Genomic DNA, 17,788 nt, shown 5'->3' on the forward strand with positions numbered 1-17,788 from the left:
CCACGAGGGAATCGCTCCCATGCAGTGGCGGGCTTTTTCGGCGTTCAACGCTCTAACCACTCCGAGCGCAGCTCCCCGTGGCGCGAACAGGCTGCCGCCCACCCCATCGGGCTGATCTTCACCACCATGCGCCGCTGACACAGGGGGCAGATCCGCGGCGCATCGTACGGCCGGGCCGGGTCAGCCGGTAGCGCGATGTCTCCGGAGAGGACAGCGCTGGCCAGCTCGTCGCTATCGGGAATCCTCACGGTTCTCAGCGCAGCCTCTAGAGCGCTGTCAGGGTGTCGTAGAGGGCCCCGTTGCCAGAGTCCCGCTTTTGCCCGACCGGTGTGATGCCTATGTTCATACCCGGTTTCATTCCAGGTTTCGCACCGGCCTCCATGGCCTGGTCGACGGCATCGCGGTCGCGCTCCATCGGGCGGCCGAAGGTGGTCAGGTAGTTCCCTCCGATGATGGCGTTGGCGCCGCCGAGGAGACCGGCTTCGGTTCCGTCGTCGCCAAGCGCAAGCTCAGTGCCGCCTGCAAACCGCAACTGTGTGCGCGGCATCGCAAGCCGCATTGCTGCGACCATGCGCAATGCTTCTCCCTGCGGAACGAGCGGGCGGTCCGAAAATGGCGTGCCGGGGCGCGGGTCGAGGAAGTTCAACGGGACTTCCTCCGGCTCGACGGAGGCGAGCTGAACTGCGAACTCCGCGCGCTGCTCGAGGGTTTCGCCCATGCCGATGATGCCGCCGCAGCAGGTCTCCATCCCTTCTGCGCGCACATGCTCAAGCGTGTCCTTGCGCTCTTGCCAGGTGTGGGTGGTCACCACGTTGGTGAAGAAGGAGCGGGCCGTTTCAAGGTTGTGGTTGTAGCGGCTCACGCCCATTTCCCGCAGCTGGCGCGCTTGGTCGCGGGTGAGGATGCCCAATGACGCTGATATGGAAATGTCCACCTCGTCCGTGATAGCCACGATCGCTTCGGCGACCTGATCCAAGAGTTTCTGCGTCGGCCCTTTCACCGCCGCGACAATGCAGAACTCGGACGCACCCATTTTCTCCGACTGTTTCGCGGCCTCCACCAACTCCGCGATGTCGAGAGTGACCGCACGCACCGGGGACTCAAACAAGCCCGACTGGGAACAGAAATGACAGTCTTCTGGGCAACCACCGGTCTTCAGCGAAATGATGCCCTCGAGCGAGACATCCACACCGCAGTGCTTGATGCGTGTCTGGTGAGCAATGCCCAGCAGCTCAGTAAGGTGATCGTCTTCAGCGTTCAGGACAGCAAGCACCTCTTGCTCGCCCAGTCCCTCCCCGTTCTCGAGAGCTTTCTCCCGTGCCACTACGAGAATGTCGTGCATGTATCTGTCTCCAATCGGTCCGTATTCAATGCCAGCTTAGAGCAATGATTGAACACTGTTCAAGAAGCACCCTGGCGAGTTGGAACCGGCCACAGCCGAGCATCCTGGCTGAGAAATATTTACGAATTCAATAAGACACGTTTTCATAACAATTTGGAGACGGTACGGTCAGTTTGACGGTAGCGCGATTTACCGCCTAGACACCGCTCCTACCGGAGCAGCGCCTACTGAGAAAGTGACCCGATGACGAACCTCATCTTGCAATCGTTCATTAGCCTGATTGCCTCCATCCTGCCCATCTTCGGGCTCCCATTTGGTGAACTGGCTAAGGACCACAAGCCCGACACCGGCACCGCAGAGCAAGTACAAGCTGCCCCTGCGAAGCTGAGCGAGGAAGCCGATGAGCCGCTCGTCGAGGGCGGTGCCCCCGTGCCGGCCGCGAACGACTCCGCAGAAGTCCCTGCAGACGATGCCGCACAGGTTTCCGATGAGGAGCTGAGCGATCTACAGGAGGCGCTGATCGATGCGGCCAACCGCTTCCGCGTCCAAAACGAACTCCCAGAGCTCGAACCGATGCCCGAGCTCAACGACCTCGCCCAAGACTGGTCTGAGCAGCTCGCCCGCACCGGGGGCGACATCTCGCACCGCCCCGACTTTGCCGAGAGCTACCCGGAGGGATGGAAGAACGCGTCAGAGAACGTGCTGCAGAACATGACCGATGCTGACGCTGATGACCTCGTGGAACAGTGGGCCAAGTCCCCGGGCCACCGCAAGAACATGCTCGACCCGGAGATCAACCGCATTGGTGTCGGTGTCGCCGATCACCCCGATGGAAAGCGCTACGCGACCCAGAACTTCGCGCGCTACTAATTTGGCTATCCCTGGATGCCATTAATGCCTGGCACCCCTCCAGTGCCCCTCCACTAGTCCCCTCAAGGCCCAGCCTCGCCGACTATCGGCGCAGGCTGGGCCTTTTTCTGCGCGCAGCAAACCTTTCGCATCCTCCTGCCGCTTGCGCTACTGAGCCAACCAGTTATATGGTTACCCACATGAGTGGTGAACCTATAAACCAAAGAAATACTCGTCCCGTGTCAAAACATTCCTCCGCCACCCCGGCACGAGCAGGAAAGGCCTAACTATGAAACTCTTCCTCAGCCCGCACAAGCCCGTTAAATACCTCGCGCCGTTCGCCGTGTTGTGCGTGATTGTGCCCCTTGGCCGATTCCTCGCCGGGGACGGCACCGTGTGGACACTCCTGGGCGGTGCGGGCATGTTCGCCCTCTTCGCAATTGCAGGGAGGAACTGGGAGGCCGTGGACCAACTCGGAGCGAGCTTCACCAAGTGGATGAACTCCGCCGCTTTCACGATGATCACCGGCTCCGGAGTGCTCGCACTTGTGACGGCAGCTTCCTCGGTGATCAACCAAAAGCTCAATCCTTATTACAAGGGCTACGACTTTTTCCTGTTCACCACCGACAAACCGGTCGAGTGGGCGACTTCCCCGGGCCCCTTTGCCGATTCCAGCTTCGTTCCTGAACCGTATTTGGTGGAAAACGCTGGCCAGAGCATCCTCACCGTCGCCTTGACGGCCCTGCTCACGTTCACCTTCTTCGCGCTGTGCTGCGTCGGGGGCCTCGCGCTCGGTCTGACCATGAAGCGCCGGGGCGGTTTACTCTTCCCGGCGGCCGTGGTCATCGCGATCGTGGCGTACGCCATCACCTACACCGTGCTCGCCTTCCCGTACACCAGCGGGCAGGTAGACCCAGTTGATCCCGCGCACATGATCGTTCCGCTGGCCGAACCAAGGTCTGTTCCCATCGCCGCCGCATCCATCGCCGGTTTAATCATGCTGTCCGCTTCGACATACATGATCGCCCGCACCCCGCGCCTGCGACGGTAAAGCCCAGACGACTGGTAGAACTTCGCGGTAGATACAGGACAGTGATGAAAGGACAGCGCCGCTAGTTAGCGGTACTCCACAAGCAGCGGTGAGTGATCCGACCACCGCTGCTCAACCGTCGGCGCCTTTTCCACCCAGGTGCGCTCGGCGCGCTCGAGCATGCTCGCGGTGGCGGCGTGGTAGTCGATGCGCCAGCCAGCGTCGTTGTTGAAAGCCTGGCCGCGGTAGGTCCACCACGTGTAGGGAGCATCTTCCGGGTGGAGGCGGCGGGCGACATCGAACCAGCGCGGCTCGTCGCAGGCGGAACGGCGCGCATCGCTGACATAGTCGACAGCACCGAAGAAACCGGCCTCATCCTTGGCGGCGGTGTCCTGGGCCTCGTCGTCCGGGAAGCAACCGAAGACGGAGTCCATGAAGGCGCGCTCGCCCGGCAGAAAGCCGGAGGACTTCTGGTTCGTCTTCCAGTTCTTCAAGTCTTCACGTCGGTGGCAGATGTTCCAGTCGCCGCCGATGACCATGTCGGGGTACACGTCGGGCCAGGTGGCTAGCAGCGGCTCGAACTGATCGAGGAACTGCCATTTCTCGTCCTGCTTCTCTGTGCCGGTGGACCCGGACGGCAAGTACAGGGATGCGACGCGTTCTCCACCGGGTGTCGTTCCGGCGATGAACCGGCCGGAGTCTTCGAAGCCGGGGATGCCGCAAGAGACGTCGATAAGCGGTGTGCGCGATGCAATGGCTACCCCCGCACGTCCTTTCGCGGCTGCGGGCGCGGTGTACACATACCACCCCTGATCGATGGCGGGCGCGAGTGCTGCCTGGGCTTGCTCCTCAGTCGCGCGCACTTCTTGCATGAGCACCACATCGGCGGTCGTGTCGGTCAACCAGGCGAGCATGCCCGGGTTGGACTCGTTGCGGACCTTGGTGGCGGCGCGGATGCCGTTAACGTTCACGGAGGCGATAGTGAGACTCATAGGAAGCCAGGGTACTCGGCGCAGGTTTGACCAAATAGGTAGTGTGGGAGCGAAACGAATAGCTCCTATTAATTGAGGTGAACCATGGCCAAGATCATTTGGACGCAGACGGATGAAGCCCCCCTGCTGGCAACTTACTCCCTCAAACCGATTGTCGAAGCCTTCGCGTCGAACGCTGGCGTGGACGTGGAAACGTGCGACATTTCGCTGGCAGGCCGCATCCTTGCGCAGTTCCCGGATTACCTCGACGAGGACCAGCGCGTCAACGACGACCTAGCAAAGCTCGGTGAGTTGGCGGAGACGCCGGAAGCCAACATTGTGAAGCTGCCGAACATCTCTGCTTCCCTGGTCCAGCTGAAGAACGCCATCAAGGAGTTGCAGGACGCCGGATTCAAGATTCCGGATTACCCAGCTAACCCGTCCAGCGACGAGGAGAAGGACATCAAGTCCCGCTATGACGCTGTGAAGGGCTCCGCTGTGAACCCGGTTCTCCGCCAGGGCAACTCTGACCGTCGTGCGCCCCGCTCGGTGAAGAACTTCGCACGCAAGAACCCCCACTCCATGGGTGAGTGGTCCTCCGATTCCAAGACCAACGTGGCCACGATGGAGGACAACGACTTCCGCCACAACGAGAAGTCCGTCATCCTCGACAACGACGACACCCTGACCATGAAGCTCGTGGGCGCAGACGGCCGCGAAGAGGTCTTCCGCGACGACATGCAGGTCGATAGCGGCGATGTTGTGGACGCGACGTTCATGTCCGCCAAGGCACTGGATGCCTTTCTTTTGAACGCGATTCAGCGCGCAAAGGATGAAGGCGTTTTGTTCTCCATCCACCTGAAGGCCACTATGATGAAGGTTTCGGACCCCATCATGTTCGGCCACGTAGTACGCGCCTTTTTCAAGGATGTCTACGACCAGTACGGAGAGCAGCTCATGGAGGCTGGCCTGGACGGCGAGTCCGGCCTGGGTGCTATCTACTCCGGGCTGGAAAACCTCGAGAACGGCGCGGAGATCCGTGAGGCCTTCGACAAGTCCATGGCCGAGGGGCCAGACCTGGCGCAGGTCAACTCCCACAAGGGCATCACCAACCTGCACGTGCCTTCTGATGTCATCGTGGATGCTTCCATGCCCGCCATGATCCGCAACTCCGGCCAGATGTGGAACGCCGACGATAGGCCGCAGGACACCCTGGCTGTCATCCCGGACTCCTCCTACGCCGGCATCTACCAGGTGGTCATCGACGACTGCCGCGCCAACGGCGCCTACGACCCGACCACGATGGGCACCTCCCCCAACGTCGGCCTCATGGCACAGAAGGCAGAGGAGTACGGCTCCCACAACAAGACCTTCAAGATGCCTTTCGACGGCACCATGCAGGTCGTCTCCTCGAGCGGCGACGTGCTCATGGAGCACGAGGTGGAAGAGGGCGACATCTGGCGCGCCTGCCACACCCGCGGCCCCGCCATCAAGGACTGGGTCAAGCTGGCCGTCGACCGCGCACGCAAGTCCGGCATGAAGACCATTTTCTGGCTCGACCCGGCCCGCGACCACGACAACAACATCCGCACGCTGGTGAACAAGCACCTCGAAGAGCACGATCTCGAGGGCGTGGACATTTCCTCCCAGTCCCCGGAGGAAGCCACCCAGACCACGGTCGACCGCATCCGCCGCGGTGAGGACACCATCTCCGTCACTGGTAACGTCCTGCGCGACTACAACACCGACCTGTTCCCCATCCTCGAGCTGGGCACGTCGGCGAAGATGCTCTCTGTCGTCCCGCTCATGGCCGGCGGCGGCCTGTTCGAGACCGGTGCCGGCGGCTCCGCCCCGAAGCACGTCCAGCAGGTCCAGGAAGAAAACCACCTGCGCTGGGACTCCCTCGGCGAATACCTCGCGTTGACCGAGTCCTTCTTCCACGAGGAAGAGAAGAACGACAACGCCCGCGCCGGCATTCTGGGCCACACTCTCGACCGCGCGATTGAGACCTTCCTCGACGAGGGCCGCTCCCCATCGCGCAAGGTGAACGAGATCGACGACCGCGGCTCCCACTACTGGATCGCCCGCTACTGGGCCGAAGAGCTCGCCTCCCAGGAGGACGACACGGAACTGGCCTCCGGCTTCGAAACCATCGCAAAGGACCTCGGCGACAACGAGGAGCAGATCCTGCAAGAGCTTCTCGACGTTCAGGGTGAGCCCGCCGACCTCGGCGGCTACTACTGGCCAGACAACGACAAGACTACGAAGGTCATGCGCCCCTCGGAGACCTTCAACAAGATCGTTGACAAAACCGAAGACGACTAGAACGACGAGCGCCAACTAGCGCCGCCGGAGCCCCGCCTGGGGTGCTGGCGGCGCACTTTTTCTCTCCCACCCCGAAGCTGAGAAGCAGGTAAGTTTGTGGCCATGACTGAGCCCACAGACTCTACTTGGATTCAAGCCCCCGACGGATACGCCCTGACCATTGCAGACGGTGCGATCCGGGCACGTAACGCCAAGGGCAAGGTACTGAAGTCGGTGCCTGCAAAGGTGAAGAAAACTGATGAATTCCTAGAGCTAGACAACCTGCTGACGTGGCTGCAGTCCCACGACGCTGAATGCGGCTCAACAGTGGAAACCTGGCTGCTGCGCTCGCTGCCTGTCCCCACCGCCGTCATTGCGGCTGTGTGGCCGGATGAGACATGGCAGTCCTGGCTGCGCGACCTCATCATCCAGCAGGTTGACGGTGAAGATCCTGGTGCTGAAGAAACGGGGTTTCTGCGGGATGCATCAGCGACGGATGACCAGATTCACCTCGGCATCGTCGACCTAGACGGCGAAACCCGCACCATCGTGTCGGACGAGATCCTCATCCCCCACCCCGCGCTGCTCGAAGATCTTGCTGATTTGCGGGAGTTCGCCGCAGATCTCGGCGTGGAGCAGCGCTTCGACCAATTACAACGCGCTGTCTATGAACTGCCCGACCCGCTTCCAGAGCCTGCCGTGACCAAGCTGGACACGTGGGCGAATGGTCGCTTCGAACAAGGACGTTTTGCCACCGGCCGTGCACAAACCGCCGGATTCGGAATAAAGGGCGGATTCGCGGTGGCACGCATTCATGAAGCCGGCCGCCTTGTGGAAGCCCGGTACTGGATCGGGGCGAACGAGAACCCAGAGGTAGAAACCTGGACCGGTGAACTGCAGTGGGAGGTTGACGGCGAGACCGTCCCCGTGCGCGAACTCGGCCCCGTCGCCTACAGCGAAGGTGTCCGCATGGCCACATTCATTTACGCAGGCCGGTCAGTCGAAGGGGAGGGAAATGAGTGACAACCGAGCTCGCCTGGAACAAGGCGGCATCACGCTGCAGGCAGACGACACTACTTACCCGCTGACTGCGGCTACCTTCACGCACCCTGTCCTGCCCGGCCGCACAATCGTCCGGCTGATCCCGGAGCCACTGCTGGAAGCAGAACGCCTCGCCTTAGAGGTGTCCGGGGTTGAGTTACAGGGAAGCACTCCGGTCGGCCACACGCGCCGAAAAGGGGTCGGGTTCCCGGCGTGGCCTATCCTCAACGATCCTGACAATGCCGAGCATGCGTTGAACCTCGTTGGCGACTTGGAGCGAACGATGCGTCGTGCACGTCCGAAGCCGGGCGCCACCAAGCGAGAGATCTTAGAGCTGACAGCATCGCTGGAGAACAGCGCCCCGCACTTTCTGCCGACGTTCCTAGAACAGGTTGCCCGCGTCTACTTGAGCGTGGGAAACAGCGCCTATGCCGCGCAAATGTTCGGTAGGGCGCGTGAAGCCGAACGCCGCTACGCGCTACCTATCGACGAGCAGCGCCACCGCGACGTCCTGATGGAGTTCGCGTACGCTGGCGCCATCAGTGCGAAAGCGCTCTCTGCTGAGGCTCAAAGCCTCTCCGAACGGTTAGAGCCGGCTGACGCTTACGAGACGTTCCGCACCTTGTGCGTGGAACGCATCCGCGGTGGTCTGACTCCCTACTCCGGAATGAAGAAGGACCTGGCGAAACTAGCGAAAGCAGCTGGACTGAAACCAGCCGACGAAGAAGTCCGCATCGTCTCCGAACTGCTGCGGATCGGTTCCATCGAGCGCGCGAATGAGAGCTTTTGGAAGAACTACAAATCAGCGATCCGCAAGGCTGCAGCGAAGGACGAGGAGCTGCGCGCCGTCCTGCTGACGCTGGCACCGGAAGAAGCGAAGAATGACAACTGGCTGGAGCTTCTCGACGCCTCCGGGGCACTCGAACTAGTCAAACATGGCAACCATCCAGAGTTCGTGCCCCTCATTGTGTCATTCGCCTCCAGGCACAGGTGGGGGTGGTGGGATTATCAAGAACCGAGCACGAAGCTGGCGCAGGTACTTGCTGACATTCTTCCGCACGCAGGATGCACCTCCGTGACGTTGTGCAGTCGCACAATCACTGAGATGCGTGCCGCAGCGCTCGAACAGTTGGCAGTTCACGACGTTGCGGTCGAGGTAAACGATGCTGACGCCAATACCTCCATCGATGTGAAGGCATGGGCAGACAGCGACGATCGTGCCCCCTTGCCGCACCTGGCCGCCCATGAGGATTTACGGAAATATCTCATCAACGGCATAGAGCGTGCGCTCACGTCCCCGGACGTTGTGACGATTGTGTCCACCGACCCCGACCTTCGTCCCGTCTTAATCGAAATGCTCACTGAGCAGGTTGAACTACTTGAGTCGGCCCCGCCGACGGTTGACAGGCTGACCGCGGTGACCTCATTCGTCCGTCACTTCGAGTTCATTGCTGATGCGGAGGTGCAAGCCTTGCTGGACCGTGTGCGGGCCTATCACAGCGATCTCGCCGAAGTGCTCGCCGAGACTCTGCGCCGCGGTTTGCTCGATGAGTTGGGCTGGCCAGAATTCGAGGAGGCGTACAAAAACAACACCGCTGGCAACGGTCGCCATGGGGCACGGCTGCAAGAGTGCTGGCCGGGTGTCGTGGCATACAACGACAGCAAGGCCACGTATGTGTGCGGACGCACGAGCCACGACATCCAGAATTGGACCGGCGCATCCATATACGGTGTGACTGAAGTCGAGGGGCAGTTCGCGATCATGGATCATGACTTCTCCACGGGAAAGAATTACGTCAACTGGTCTAGTTCTGGCGAGCGGCTCGTGGCCCGGACACGTCAATCCTGGTTCCACGATCCGGATGAATCTATTCCCGTTCCCGGTGGGCGGCTTGTCGACGCGAGTACGATCATTCGCCCTGACCGATCAACGTGGAGCGACGGCAGCAAGCAGTTCTTCAACGAGGGAGACCGCTTTTGGATGGTCCAAGACAACCGCAAGACCGTCAAGGTCGTTGAGATTGATCCGAAAACCGGCGCCAAGGGCCGCGAATCCTTACCGGATTGGTTCGAGGAACAACGCCGCCGCCACCCCGATCTCGTCTTTGACCCGACTCGTTCGCAGCTGCGACCCGTCACCGACGAGACCACGGGTTCACTCTTCTCAACTGCGGACGGCTATCACAGAAGCGCCGTGTTCTATCGGCCGGATGATCCGCATGTCCAGCTCGTCATCGATGCCGACGGCGCCGAGTATCACGTGACCGGCACGTACGCTCCCCTAGTACGCGGTGTCATTCGCTTACCCGACGGGCAACCTCGTGTTCTTGCCGGAAACGGCCGCACCATATATCTCCTCGACCCGGATGACCTCATGCCCACGGTTCACCATGGAATCGGCTTCGAAACACCCCTGTGGTGGCATCACGCAGTTCCGCGTGACCCCGAACTCAGTGCACGGTTACGCCAGATCACTGCAGAGGAGCTACGCCCGCTGATCGAGCGTATCTCGGCGCCTGGCCTCCCTATTACCGTGTTCCACGAGGCGGTCTCCACGCTGCTCGGGCTGCCCAACTCTGCGGTACGCGATGCCGTCGCCAAGCATGCCGATGCTTTGGTGCACTCGTGGCCGGGCTGGGCCACCTCAGCCCCGACCCCCGCACTTCTGGACGCTCCAACGCTGAAGCACCACCTGCGCGTGCTCACGTCGGCAATGCACACGCACTTGACCAAGTTCGACGTCATGTCCATTTGGCGCGACACAGCAACGCTCGGGTTGCATGACCGCGAGCTGCCCAAGCACGCCCAAAAAGATCGCCTTCCTAGTCTGCGGCACTCGTGGGGCGATTTGCTGGGCAACACCGATGCGCTTCTCGCTCTCGCCGCTATTCCGGGCCGCACCGCTGGCGAGATCCGGGCCCTGAAGGAGCTGTGGTCCGTGCTGCGCGAATCCGGCCTTGTGGGCGCCGATAATCTGTTTGTTGATGTCCTGCAAATACCTGACGGGTTTGACCCGTTCCTCCACGTCGCTCCCCCGCGGACACTGGAGATTGACCATGGCATCGACACGATCACCCTGTTGCGTGCTGATTCCGGCAAGCCCGTGGCCCGCAGAGGGCGCACGTTCACGCTGCTGGAACGGCGCGAGATCGCGCCAGGGCACACAGATCTTGAACCACTCTTTGATGCACTAATGGAGCGTGTGAGGGCCAACGGACCCCAACCGTGGTCACCGGAACCGGGCGAGGCGTTCGCCGCCGCCAGCGGAGTATCGGTGACCGATGCGCACCTGATCATGGCCGGCTTCCCCAACTTTGCTGATTTTGAAGACAACTACCTGCCAAAAGAGTTGCGCACAGCACTAGGCCTTAAAGTCCAAGAAGCGCTGGATACGAAAAGAAGGCTGCAAGAAGTCAACGAGCACTTCTTGGCTGTGCTTACTGCCGGTGTCCCCGAAGACCCAACTGAACTGCTGGAGCATGGACTGGACAGCCAGACTATGGCGGCACGCTGGCCCGGGCACCCTCCTGCCCCCGAACAGCTCCACGCTGACACTTCTGCCCGCGAAAAGCCCGCCGCTACTTTGGCCGACCGCAGACCGAAGTCTATGTGGAATACCACCTTCAGAGATGTCATCGCGGGCAAGCACGACAAGAGGTTCTGGGGCGAGGAGGTGGCTATGCTGCTCTGGATCGCCAACGATGTGGGCCTGTCCGACCCACTTCGCATCGCTTTGGCGGACTACGCCGAGGAGTTGGCGCAGTCCCCCGCTGGCCTGGACTCCGTTCACCTCGGCCGCATTCGCGATTACGCCCATGTTCGCCAGCGTCTCGGACTTCCCGGCCCGGAGGAGGCGAGCATCGGATCGCAACAGCAAAAGGCAGGACGGTTCCGCGTCGAATCCAATCGCTGGCAAGACAGTTTGCACGCGGATTTGAGCGACATCACTGACCCGGACGATCCCGATCTGAACTTGGCGCGCCAGTGGGGTATCGCGTTCGGCGGTGACGTCCAGACGCTTGCAGCGGTCGATGTGCGGTTGTCGGGCGGGCTGTCCGCGTATGCGCAGTGGCTGCGTGAACACGGTGAGGGGGATCCTCACGATCCGCTCGTCGTTGTGCCTGAGCTTGTTGCCGACGCCGCCGCAGAGCTGAGCGTCAGTGAGGACGCCGCGCGGTACTACCTGCAATTGATTGCGTGGCCAGACCCGACCGACGCGAACGTGCGCCGTTGGAACAACTGGAAGAAAGCCGACATCACCCGCGCGGGCAAAGAACTCGCTGCGGTAGACCTCGTCTTAGAAGCGAAGCGGACTCGCTCTGGACGCAACTTCTTCTTGCCGGGCGGATGGCTTGAAGCCGCTCCCCCGCACGTGCCGCTGGAGCTGTGGAAGAAGGAGGCTTTCGGCATGGCCGTCTTGCCTGACTTCACCAAACCCCGGCCAATGCTGGGAGTGGCCGTGGCGCCCCTTCCGCCCACGTTGTGGCTCCCAGCGTGCTGGGAACGCTCCCGTGGTGATGACACACCGCAGTTCGGCGATCTGGAAACCACCCGGAGGACGCGCCAATGACGCAACCCAGTGCAGTCCGCCTTGAACAGGGCGGCATCACAATCGATGCAACGGACACGTCCGTACCGCTCGTCGCGGCGAGCTACACCCACCCGGCGCTGCCGAACCGCACCATCGTCCGGCTCGTCCCAGAGGCTCTAGTGAAAGCTGAGGATCTCGCCCTCGGTGTCACCGGACTCATCCCCCGCGACCGAGTCAACGTCGGCCACATCCGCCGCCGGGCGATCGGTTTTCCGGCCTGGCCGATTCTCACCGACCCAGCCAACGCGCACCACGCGCTGAATTTGATCACCGATCTTGAGCGGGCCGGCCGATACGCGCACACGAAACCAAAGCGTTTCAAAGAGATCGTCGACGAACTGGCGACCAAGCTGGACAACAGTGCGCCGCACTTCCTACCCACGTTCCTGGAAGAGGCCGGGCGAATCTGCATCGCGGCCGAGAACCCCCGGTTCGCAGCGCAAATGTTCACGCTCGCACGCGATGCAGAAAAGCGCCACCGGCTGCCTATCGACGAAGAGCGCCACCTCGAAGCCGTGATGGAATTCGCCTACGCGGGTGCGATGAACACCAAGGAGCTCAGCAACGAAGCGAAACGTCTCGCAGAAAGCATGGAGCCGGCCGAGGCGTACCAGACCTACCGCACGTTGTGCGTGGAACGGGTGCGCGGTGGTCTCACACCGCATGCCGGAATGAAAAAAGAGTTGGCCAAGCTCGCCTCCGCTGCCGGATTGGATCCGGCAGCGGAAGAGCGCACCATCGCCAAGGAGATGCTCCGGGCAGCATCAATCCAGTACGCCGGCGCGCATTTTTGGAAGAACTACGAGAAAGCGATTTGCCAGGCTGTCGCGGAAGAGGACGACCTAGTAGACCGTCTCCTTTCGCTCACTCCCTACGGTGTGGACACCGACGTGTGGTTGAACCTGCTGAGCAAGACAGGAGCGCTCGACAAGGTCAAAGAAGGCAACCACCCCGACTTCGTCCCGCGCATTCTGTGGTTTGAATCCATCCTGCGGGACTGGCCCCCGACCGAATCTGAGGACCTAGCGTCGGTGCTGGCCGACATCCTGCCGCACGCCGGGCTGAAGGAGGTGCCGTTTCCCCACGACCGGCTGAGCTATCTTCCCGCCGCCGTAGTCGAGCAAGTTGCCGCCTCCGGCATCCCCTTCGCCTTCTCTCATCACGAACAGGCTGAATACATTGCTCTCGGGAGGTGGGCCCGCCGACCGGATCGGGAACCCCTGCCCCATCTCGCTGCAGACGAGTCACTGCGCGAAGACATGATCGAAGGAATTACCGCCTGCCTGGCCTACCCCGAGATAGTGGACACGCTCGCCTCCGATCCGCACCTTCGCCCCTTGGTGCTGGAACTGCTCGGTGAGCGCGTCGAAAAGCTTGAAACTGGTATCCCGCCAGTCGAACTGCTGACACGTATCACCGGGTTCGTCCGGGGTTTTGAGCACGTCAATGACCCTGAAATCCAATCGCTCCTCGACCGAGTCCGGGTCATCCACCGCGACCCGGCCGTACCGCTGGCCGAGTCACTGCGCCGCGGCTTGCCCGACGAACTCGGCTGGCCTGAGCTGGAACAGGCCCAGAAAGACTATGGGGAGTGCAGACAACTTTCCACGTGGCTTGACTCCAGCGATTGTTGGCCCGGTGTCATTGTGGAGAACAGATCTGGCATCACATACCTGCGCGGCCGAACCTCCACCACGATCCCAAATTGGACCGGTAACAGCATTTTCGACGTGAAGGAAGTCGACGGCCAGTTCGGGCTGGCGACGTATCACGATAACAACCCCCGGGTGTGGTGGCCCGAGGCCCCGAAGGGCATGTCGAGCAACCTGAAACACTTTGATAGCCAATGGTTGAACGTCTCCGTGCCGGTACCCGGCGGGCGGTTGTTCGCCGAGGGAGTGATCATGCGCCCCGGTCAATCGACGTGGGCCAGGGGCAGCGAGCACTTCTTTGTGGATGGTGAGCGAGTATGGCTGGTCACGGACGAAAAGGTGCTGGAGATTGACCCAAACACCGGTGCGACAGGGCGCGCCTCTTTACCTGACTGGATGGAGGGGCAACGCCGCCGTCACCCAGACCTTGTGCTCGATCCGCAGCGTTCGCAGCATCGCCCGGTGACAGATGTGACGGCCGATTCGCCCTTTTCCACTGCGGCAGGCTATCACCGGCACGCGGTGTTCACTCGCCCAGATGACCCGGACTTCTGCCTGATCGTGGACGCAGACGGAACCGAATACACCGTCACCGGTGCCTCCGCCAGAGTTGCGCAGGGCACTTTGCGCCGCCCAGGCGGGGGTACTTGGATTCTTTCCACATGGGCTTCGGACCCGGCAGTTGTAGACCCAGACGATCTCGCGCCGATCCCGCTGCGCGGCACCGATTCCGACTGCGCTATGTGGTGGCACCACACTCGCGTACGCGAACAGGAGGTAAGCGACCGTTTGCGGTCGATCACCGCCGACGACGTGCGCCCGCTGATTGACCACGCGCACGCCGAGCAAGCTGCGAGGGTCACCGAGAAGCTGTGCACAGCGGTCGGCGACCTGCTTGGTCTGGAAGATCCGGTACTGCGCTATGCCATCGCGTGCGTTGTTCATGACGTGACTAACTCCTGGCCGCAGCCGGACGCGGAGACACAGGCAGAAACATTGACACCGGCCCCGACCTTTGCGGAGCACCGGCACGTTGTTGATCCCGTCAAACGGTTTAAGCTGGATGCCTTCGATGCCGTTGACATTTGGAAAGGCGCGTCGGAGCTGGGGCTGCACGACCGTCACGTATCCACAAAACCGCAATTCGACTACCGCCGTCATGGCAGCAGCGACTGGATGCACCTGCTCGGTTTCGGCGATGCTTTGCTCGCCCTCGCGGCGATCCCCGGCCGGACTGCAGAAGAAGTCCAGGGGTTGAAGGAACTATGGACGGTGATGCGTGACGCAGGTGTTCTGGGAGCAGAGAACCTCGTGGTGGAGACGTATCAAAGCATCCCGTACCCGGCAAGCCGGGACAAGCAACTACCGCCTCAGTCGAAGAACCTTCTCTCGCCCTTCACGCGTGACGAGGTGATTGTTCGGGCTGCGGGCAGCGAACCTGTGACGGCGGGTGGTCAAGCGGTTCCGCTGAAGGATCGTGCGGAGATCCCTGCCTCGCGCACCGATCTTGAGCCGGTTTTCGATGCTCTGCTTGAGCGGATCAGTGCCGAGGGCCCGCTGCCGTGGTCGCCGGAGCCAGGCGAAGCTTTCGCCGCCGCCACTGGATCGCCGCTGGCGGATGCGCACTTGATCATGGCCGGGTTTCCCAACTTCCGCGCACTTGAGGTCAACTTCCTGTCGAAGGAACTGCGCACCGCCATGGGGTTGAAGGTGGATGAAGCGAAGCTCGCCCGGGAGCGGCTGTGGGACCAAAGCGAGCAATTCCTTGGTGTGTTGGCTGCGGGTGTGCCCGAAGATGCCAGCACACTGCTTGACGACGGTTTGGACACCGCATCCATGGCCCAGTTCTGGTCCCAACACGGACCCGCTTACCTTCCTGCGCTGCCACCCCACATCGCGGACCGGAAACCGAAGACGCTACCGGAAGAGGTGACGCAGCGCGTGGTCGCTGGCCGGCACGCGGACGGCGACGACTCGGAGACCGCGTGGGCTGAGGAGATGGCCGCCCTTTTCTGGGTAGCGAGCGAGCTGGATCTTTCTGACCCGCTGCGTCCCGTGCTAGCGGACTACGCTGAACGGTTGCACGCGAACCCGAGGGGAATCGACCACGTAATGATCGGTGTCGCCTGGGGCGACAAGTCCTGCAGCAAGCTGCGCCGCGCCATCGGTGTGCCGGAGAGGGTGCCCGGCGATGAGAGCCACAAGACCATCCAGTCGGGTCGATTCACCCTGTTCCAGGAGTCCTCGTCAGACTGGGTGTACCTCGACTTCACCGGAATCACCGACCCGGCTGACCCCGACTTGGCAGTGGCACGTGAGTGGGCCAGGGACTTGAGGGACTCCGAGCGGAGGTTGGTTGTCCAGGCGGCCGTCTACCATGTGCGCGGGGCTCTGACTGCCTTCGCCGAGTGGCTGCGGCAACCGGGCGACGGCGAGCCGCGCGACCCTCTCGTCTCCGCGCCTGGCCTGGTGGCGGAGGCGGCTGCTGCACTGGGCGTCAGCGAGGATGCCGCCCGCTACTACCTGCAATTGCTGGCATGGCCGGATCCCACAGACGCCAACGTGCGCCGCTGGAACAACTGGAAGAAGGCCGACATCACCCGCGCGGGTGATGAGCTGGTCGCCGCCGATGTCGTTGTGGCCGGGAAACGGCCCCGTTCAGGGCGCAGTTTCTTCCTCATGGGCGGCTGGATCGATGCGACTGCTCCGGAGTTGCCCATCGAGCTGTGGAAGCTCAGTGCGTTCGCCATCGAGCCGACGGGATACCGTGGCGTGTACGAACCCCAGTTGGGTATTCCGGTGGCACCGCTGCCGCCGCCGGATTGGTTCGCCGCGTGCTGGGAGCGCTCGCAAGGTGAGGATGCACCGCGTTTCGCCGAACTGGAAACCACCCGAAGGAGACGCCGATGACGCAACAGGTCGTGCTCGCTGAAGAGCGCTACGCCAAAGAATTGGAGTTTCTGGAGCGCTGGGACACCGGCACGCGTCCGCCGGGGTGGCGGCTCACGCCGCGTGCCGTGGTCACGTTCATCATGGGCGGGGCCGATTTGAAGGCCGGCCGCTCGAAACTGACCATTGCGCCGAAATATGTGGGCGATCCCGCACTTGTGGAACGCTGCGTGATCACACTCGCCGGCTCGCGCGGACTCATGCTCGTCGGTGAGCCCGGCACCGCCAAGTCCATGCTCTCGGAGCTGCTGTCGGCCGCGATCTGCGGAACCTCCGCGCTGGTCGTGCAGGGCACCGCCGGCACGACCGAGGATCAGCTGCGCTATGGCTGGAACTACGCCATGCTGCTGGGCCAGGGGCCGACGCGGGAGGCGCTGGTGCCCAGCCCTGTGATGCGCGCCATGGAGCAAGGCCAGATCGCCCGGATCGAGGAGATCACCCGCTGCCTGCCGGAGGTCCAGGACTCGCTAGTGTCGCTGCTGTCGGAGCGCCGCATCGCTGTCCCCGAGCTCGGGGATATGTCCGTCGCCGCGACCGAAGGGTTCGGTCTCATCGGCACAGCGAACTTGCGCGACCGAGGGGTGTCTGAGATGAGTGCTGCTCTGAAGCGCCGCTTCAGTTTTGAGACGGTCCACCCGATCGCCGACCTGGACGCCGAAGTCGCCCTCGTGACAGCCCAAACAAAGCGGGCGCTGGAGACTGCGCAGATCGACACGCCTGTCGACGATGTCGTGGTGGAAGTGCTGGTCACCGCGTTCCGCGACTTGCGCGCCGGTGTGAGCCGCGAAGGGTGGCCCGTGGAAAAGCCCACCACGGTTCTCTCCACCGCAGAAGCTGTGTCCGTGAGCACCTCGATCGCCTTGTCGGCCGCCTACTTCCCCGCCCGCAGCGACGGTTTGCGCGACCTGGCCGGCCACCTGCTCGGCGTCGTCCTCAAAGATGACCCCGCTGACGCTGACCGTTTGCGCGGCTACTGGGATGCGGTTGTCCACCGCCGGGCCGAGGAGGGTGCCGCTCCGTGGCGCACCCTGTGGGACCAGCGCGAAGAACTCGCCTGAT

10 protein-coding genes are annotated in these 17,788 nt (G+C 62.3%); 7 read left to right on the top strand and 3 right to left on the bottom strand.

The window, feature by feature from the left end; genetic code table 11:
• Nucleotides 1–44: 44 nt before the first annotated feature.
• Nucleotides 45–248, bottom strand: a complete 204-nt coding sequence (gene bsaP, locus HMPREF0291_RS11440; RefSeq protein WP_005286398.1) for a biotin synthase auxiliary protein BsaP — start codon at nt 246–248, stop codon at nt 45–47.
• A gap of 17 nt (nt 249–265) precedes the next feature.
• A complete protein-coding gene (gene bioB, locus HMPREF0291_RS00715; protein WP_005286401.1) occupies nt 266–1,342 on the bottom strand; it encodes a biotin synthase BioB in 1,077 nt (358 codons plus the stop codon).
• A 243-nt stretch (nt 1,343–1,585) separates the two neighbouring features.
• Here bioB and HMPREF0291_RS00720 point away from each other — a divergent pair, with 243 nt between their 5' ends.
• A complete protein-coding gene (locus HMPREF0291_RS00720) occupies nt 1,586–2,212 on the top strand; it encodes a CAP domain-containing protein (RefSeq protein WP_005286405.1) in 627 nt (208 codons plus the stop codon).
• A gap of 268 nt (nt 2,213–2,480) precedes the next feature.
• Nucleotides 2,481–3,242 carry a hypothetical protein gene (locus HMPREF0291_RS00725; RefSeq protein ID WP_005286408.1) on the top strand — a complete coding sequence of 254 codons (762 nt, stop codon included), beginning with the start codon at nt 2,481–2,483 and terminating at the stop codon, nt 3,240–3,242.
• A gap of 65 nt (nt 3,243–3,307) precedes the next feature.
• Here HMPREF0291_RS00725 and HMPREF0291_RS00730 read toward each other — a convergent pair whose 3' ends face one another.
• Complete coding sequence (locus HMPREF0291_RS00730) at nt 3,308–4,213, bottom strand: exodeoxyribonuclease III (RefSeq protein ID WP_005286411.1); 906 nt, start codon at nt 4,211–4,213, stop codon at nt 3,308–3,310.
• 84 nt (nt 4,214–4,297) lie between these two features.
• On the opposite strand from HMPREF0291_RS00730, the gene HMPREF0291_RS00735 reads away from it, so the two are divergent.
• The 5 genes from HMPREF0291_RS00735 (at nt 4,298) to HMPREF0291_RS00755 (ending at nt 17,787) form a co-directional block, all read left to right on the top strand.
• The gene (locus HMPREF0291_RS00735) at nt 4,298–6,517 is read left to right on the top strand and encodes an NADP-dependent isocitrate dehydrogenase (protein WP_005286416.1); all 2,220 of its coding nucleotides are present in this window, start codon (nt 4,298–4,300) and stop codon (nt 6,515–6,517) included.
• Nucleotides 6,518–6,619: 102 nt separating this feature from the next.
• The gene (locus HMPREF0291_RS00740; RefSeq protein WP_005286419.1) at nt 6,620–7,519 is read left to right on the top strand and encodes a DUF4132 domain-containing protein; all 900 of its coding nucleotides are present in this window, start codon (nt 6,620–6,622) and stop codon (nt 7,517–7,519) included.
• Entirely contained in the window at nt 7,512–12,107 is a 4,596-nt protein-coding gene (locus HMPREF0291_RS00745) for a hypothetical protein (RefSeq protein ID WP_005286421.1), read from the top strand. The genes HMPREF0291_RS00740 and HMPREF0291_RS00745 overlap by 8 nt, the downstream gene beginning before the upstream one ends.
• Complete coding sequence (locus HMPREF0291_RS00750; protein ID WP_005286424.1) at nt 12,104–16,690, top strand: hypothetical protein; 4,587 nt, start codon at nt 12,104–12,106, stop codon at nt 16,688–16,690. The genes HMPREF0291_RS00745 and HMPREF0291_RS00750 overlap by 4 nt, the downstream gene beginning before the upstream one ends.
• Nucleotides 16,687–17,787: an ATP-binding protein gene (locus tag HMPREF0291_RS00755; RefSeq protein WP_005286427.1), complete on the top strand. Its 1,101-nt coding sequence runs from the start codon at nt 16,687–16,689 to the stop codon at nt 17,785–17,787. The genes HMPREF0291_RS00750 and HMPREF0291_RS00755 overlap by 4 nt, the downstream gene beginning before the upstream one ends.
• The last annotated feature ends 1 nt before the right edge of the window (nt 17,788 follow it).

Source organism: Corynebacterium genitalium ATCC 33030, assembly GCF_000143825.1.
GTDB classification, from domain to species: domain Bacteria; phylum Actinomycetota; class Actinomycetes; order Mycobacteriales; family Mycobacteriaceae; genus Corynebacterium; species Corynebacterium genitalium.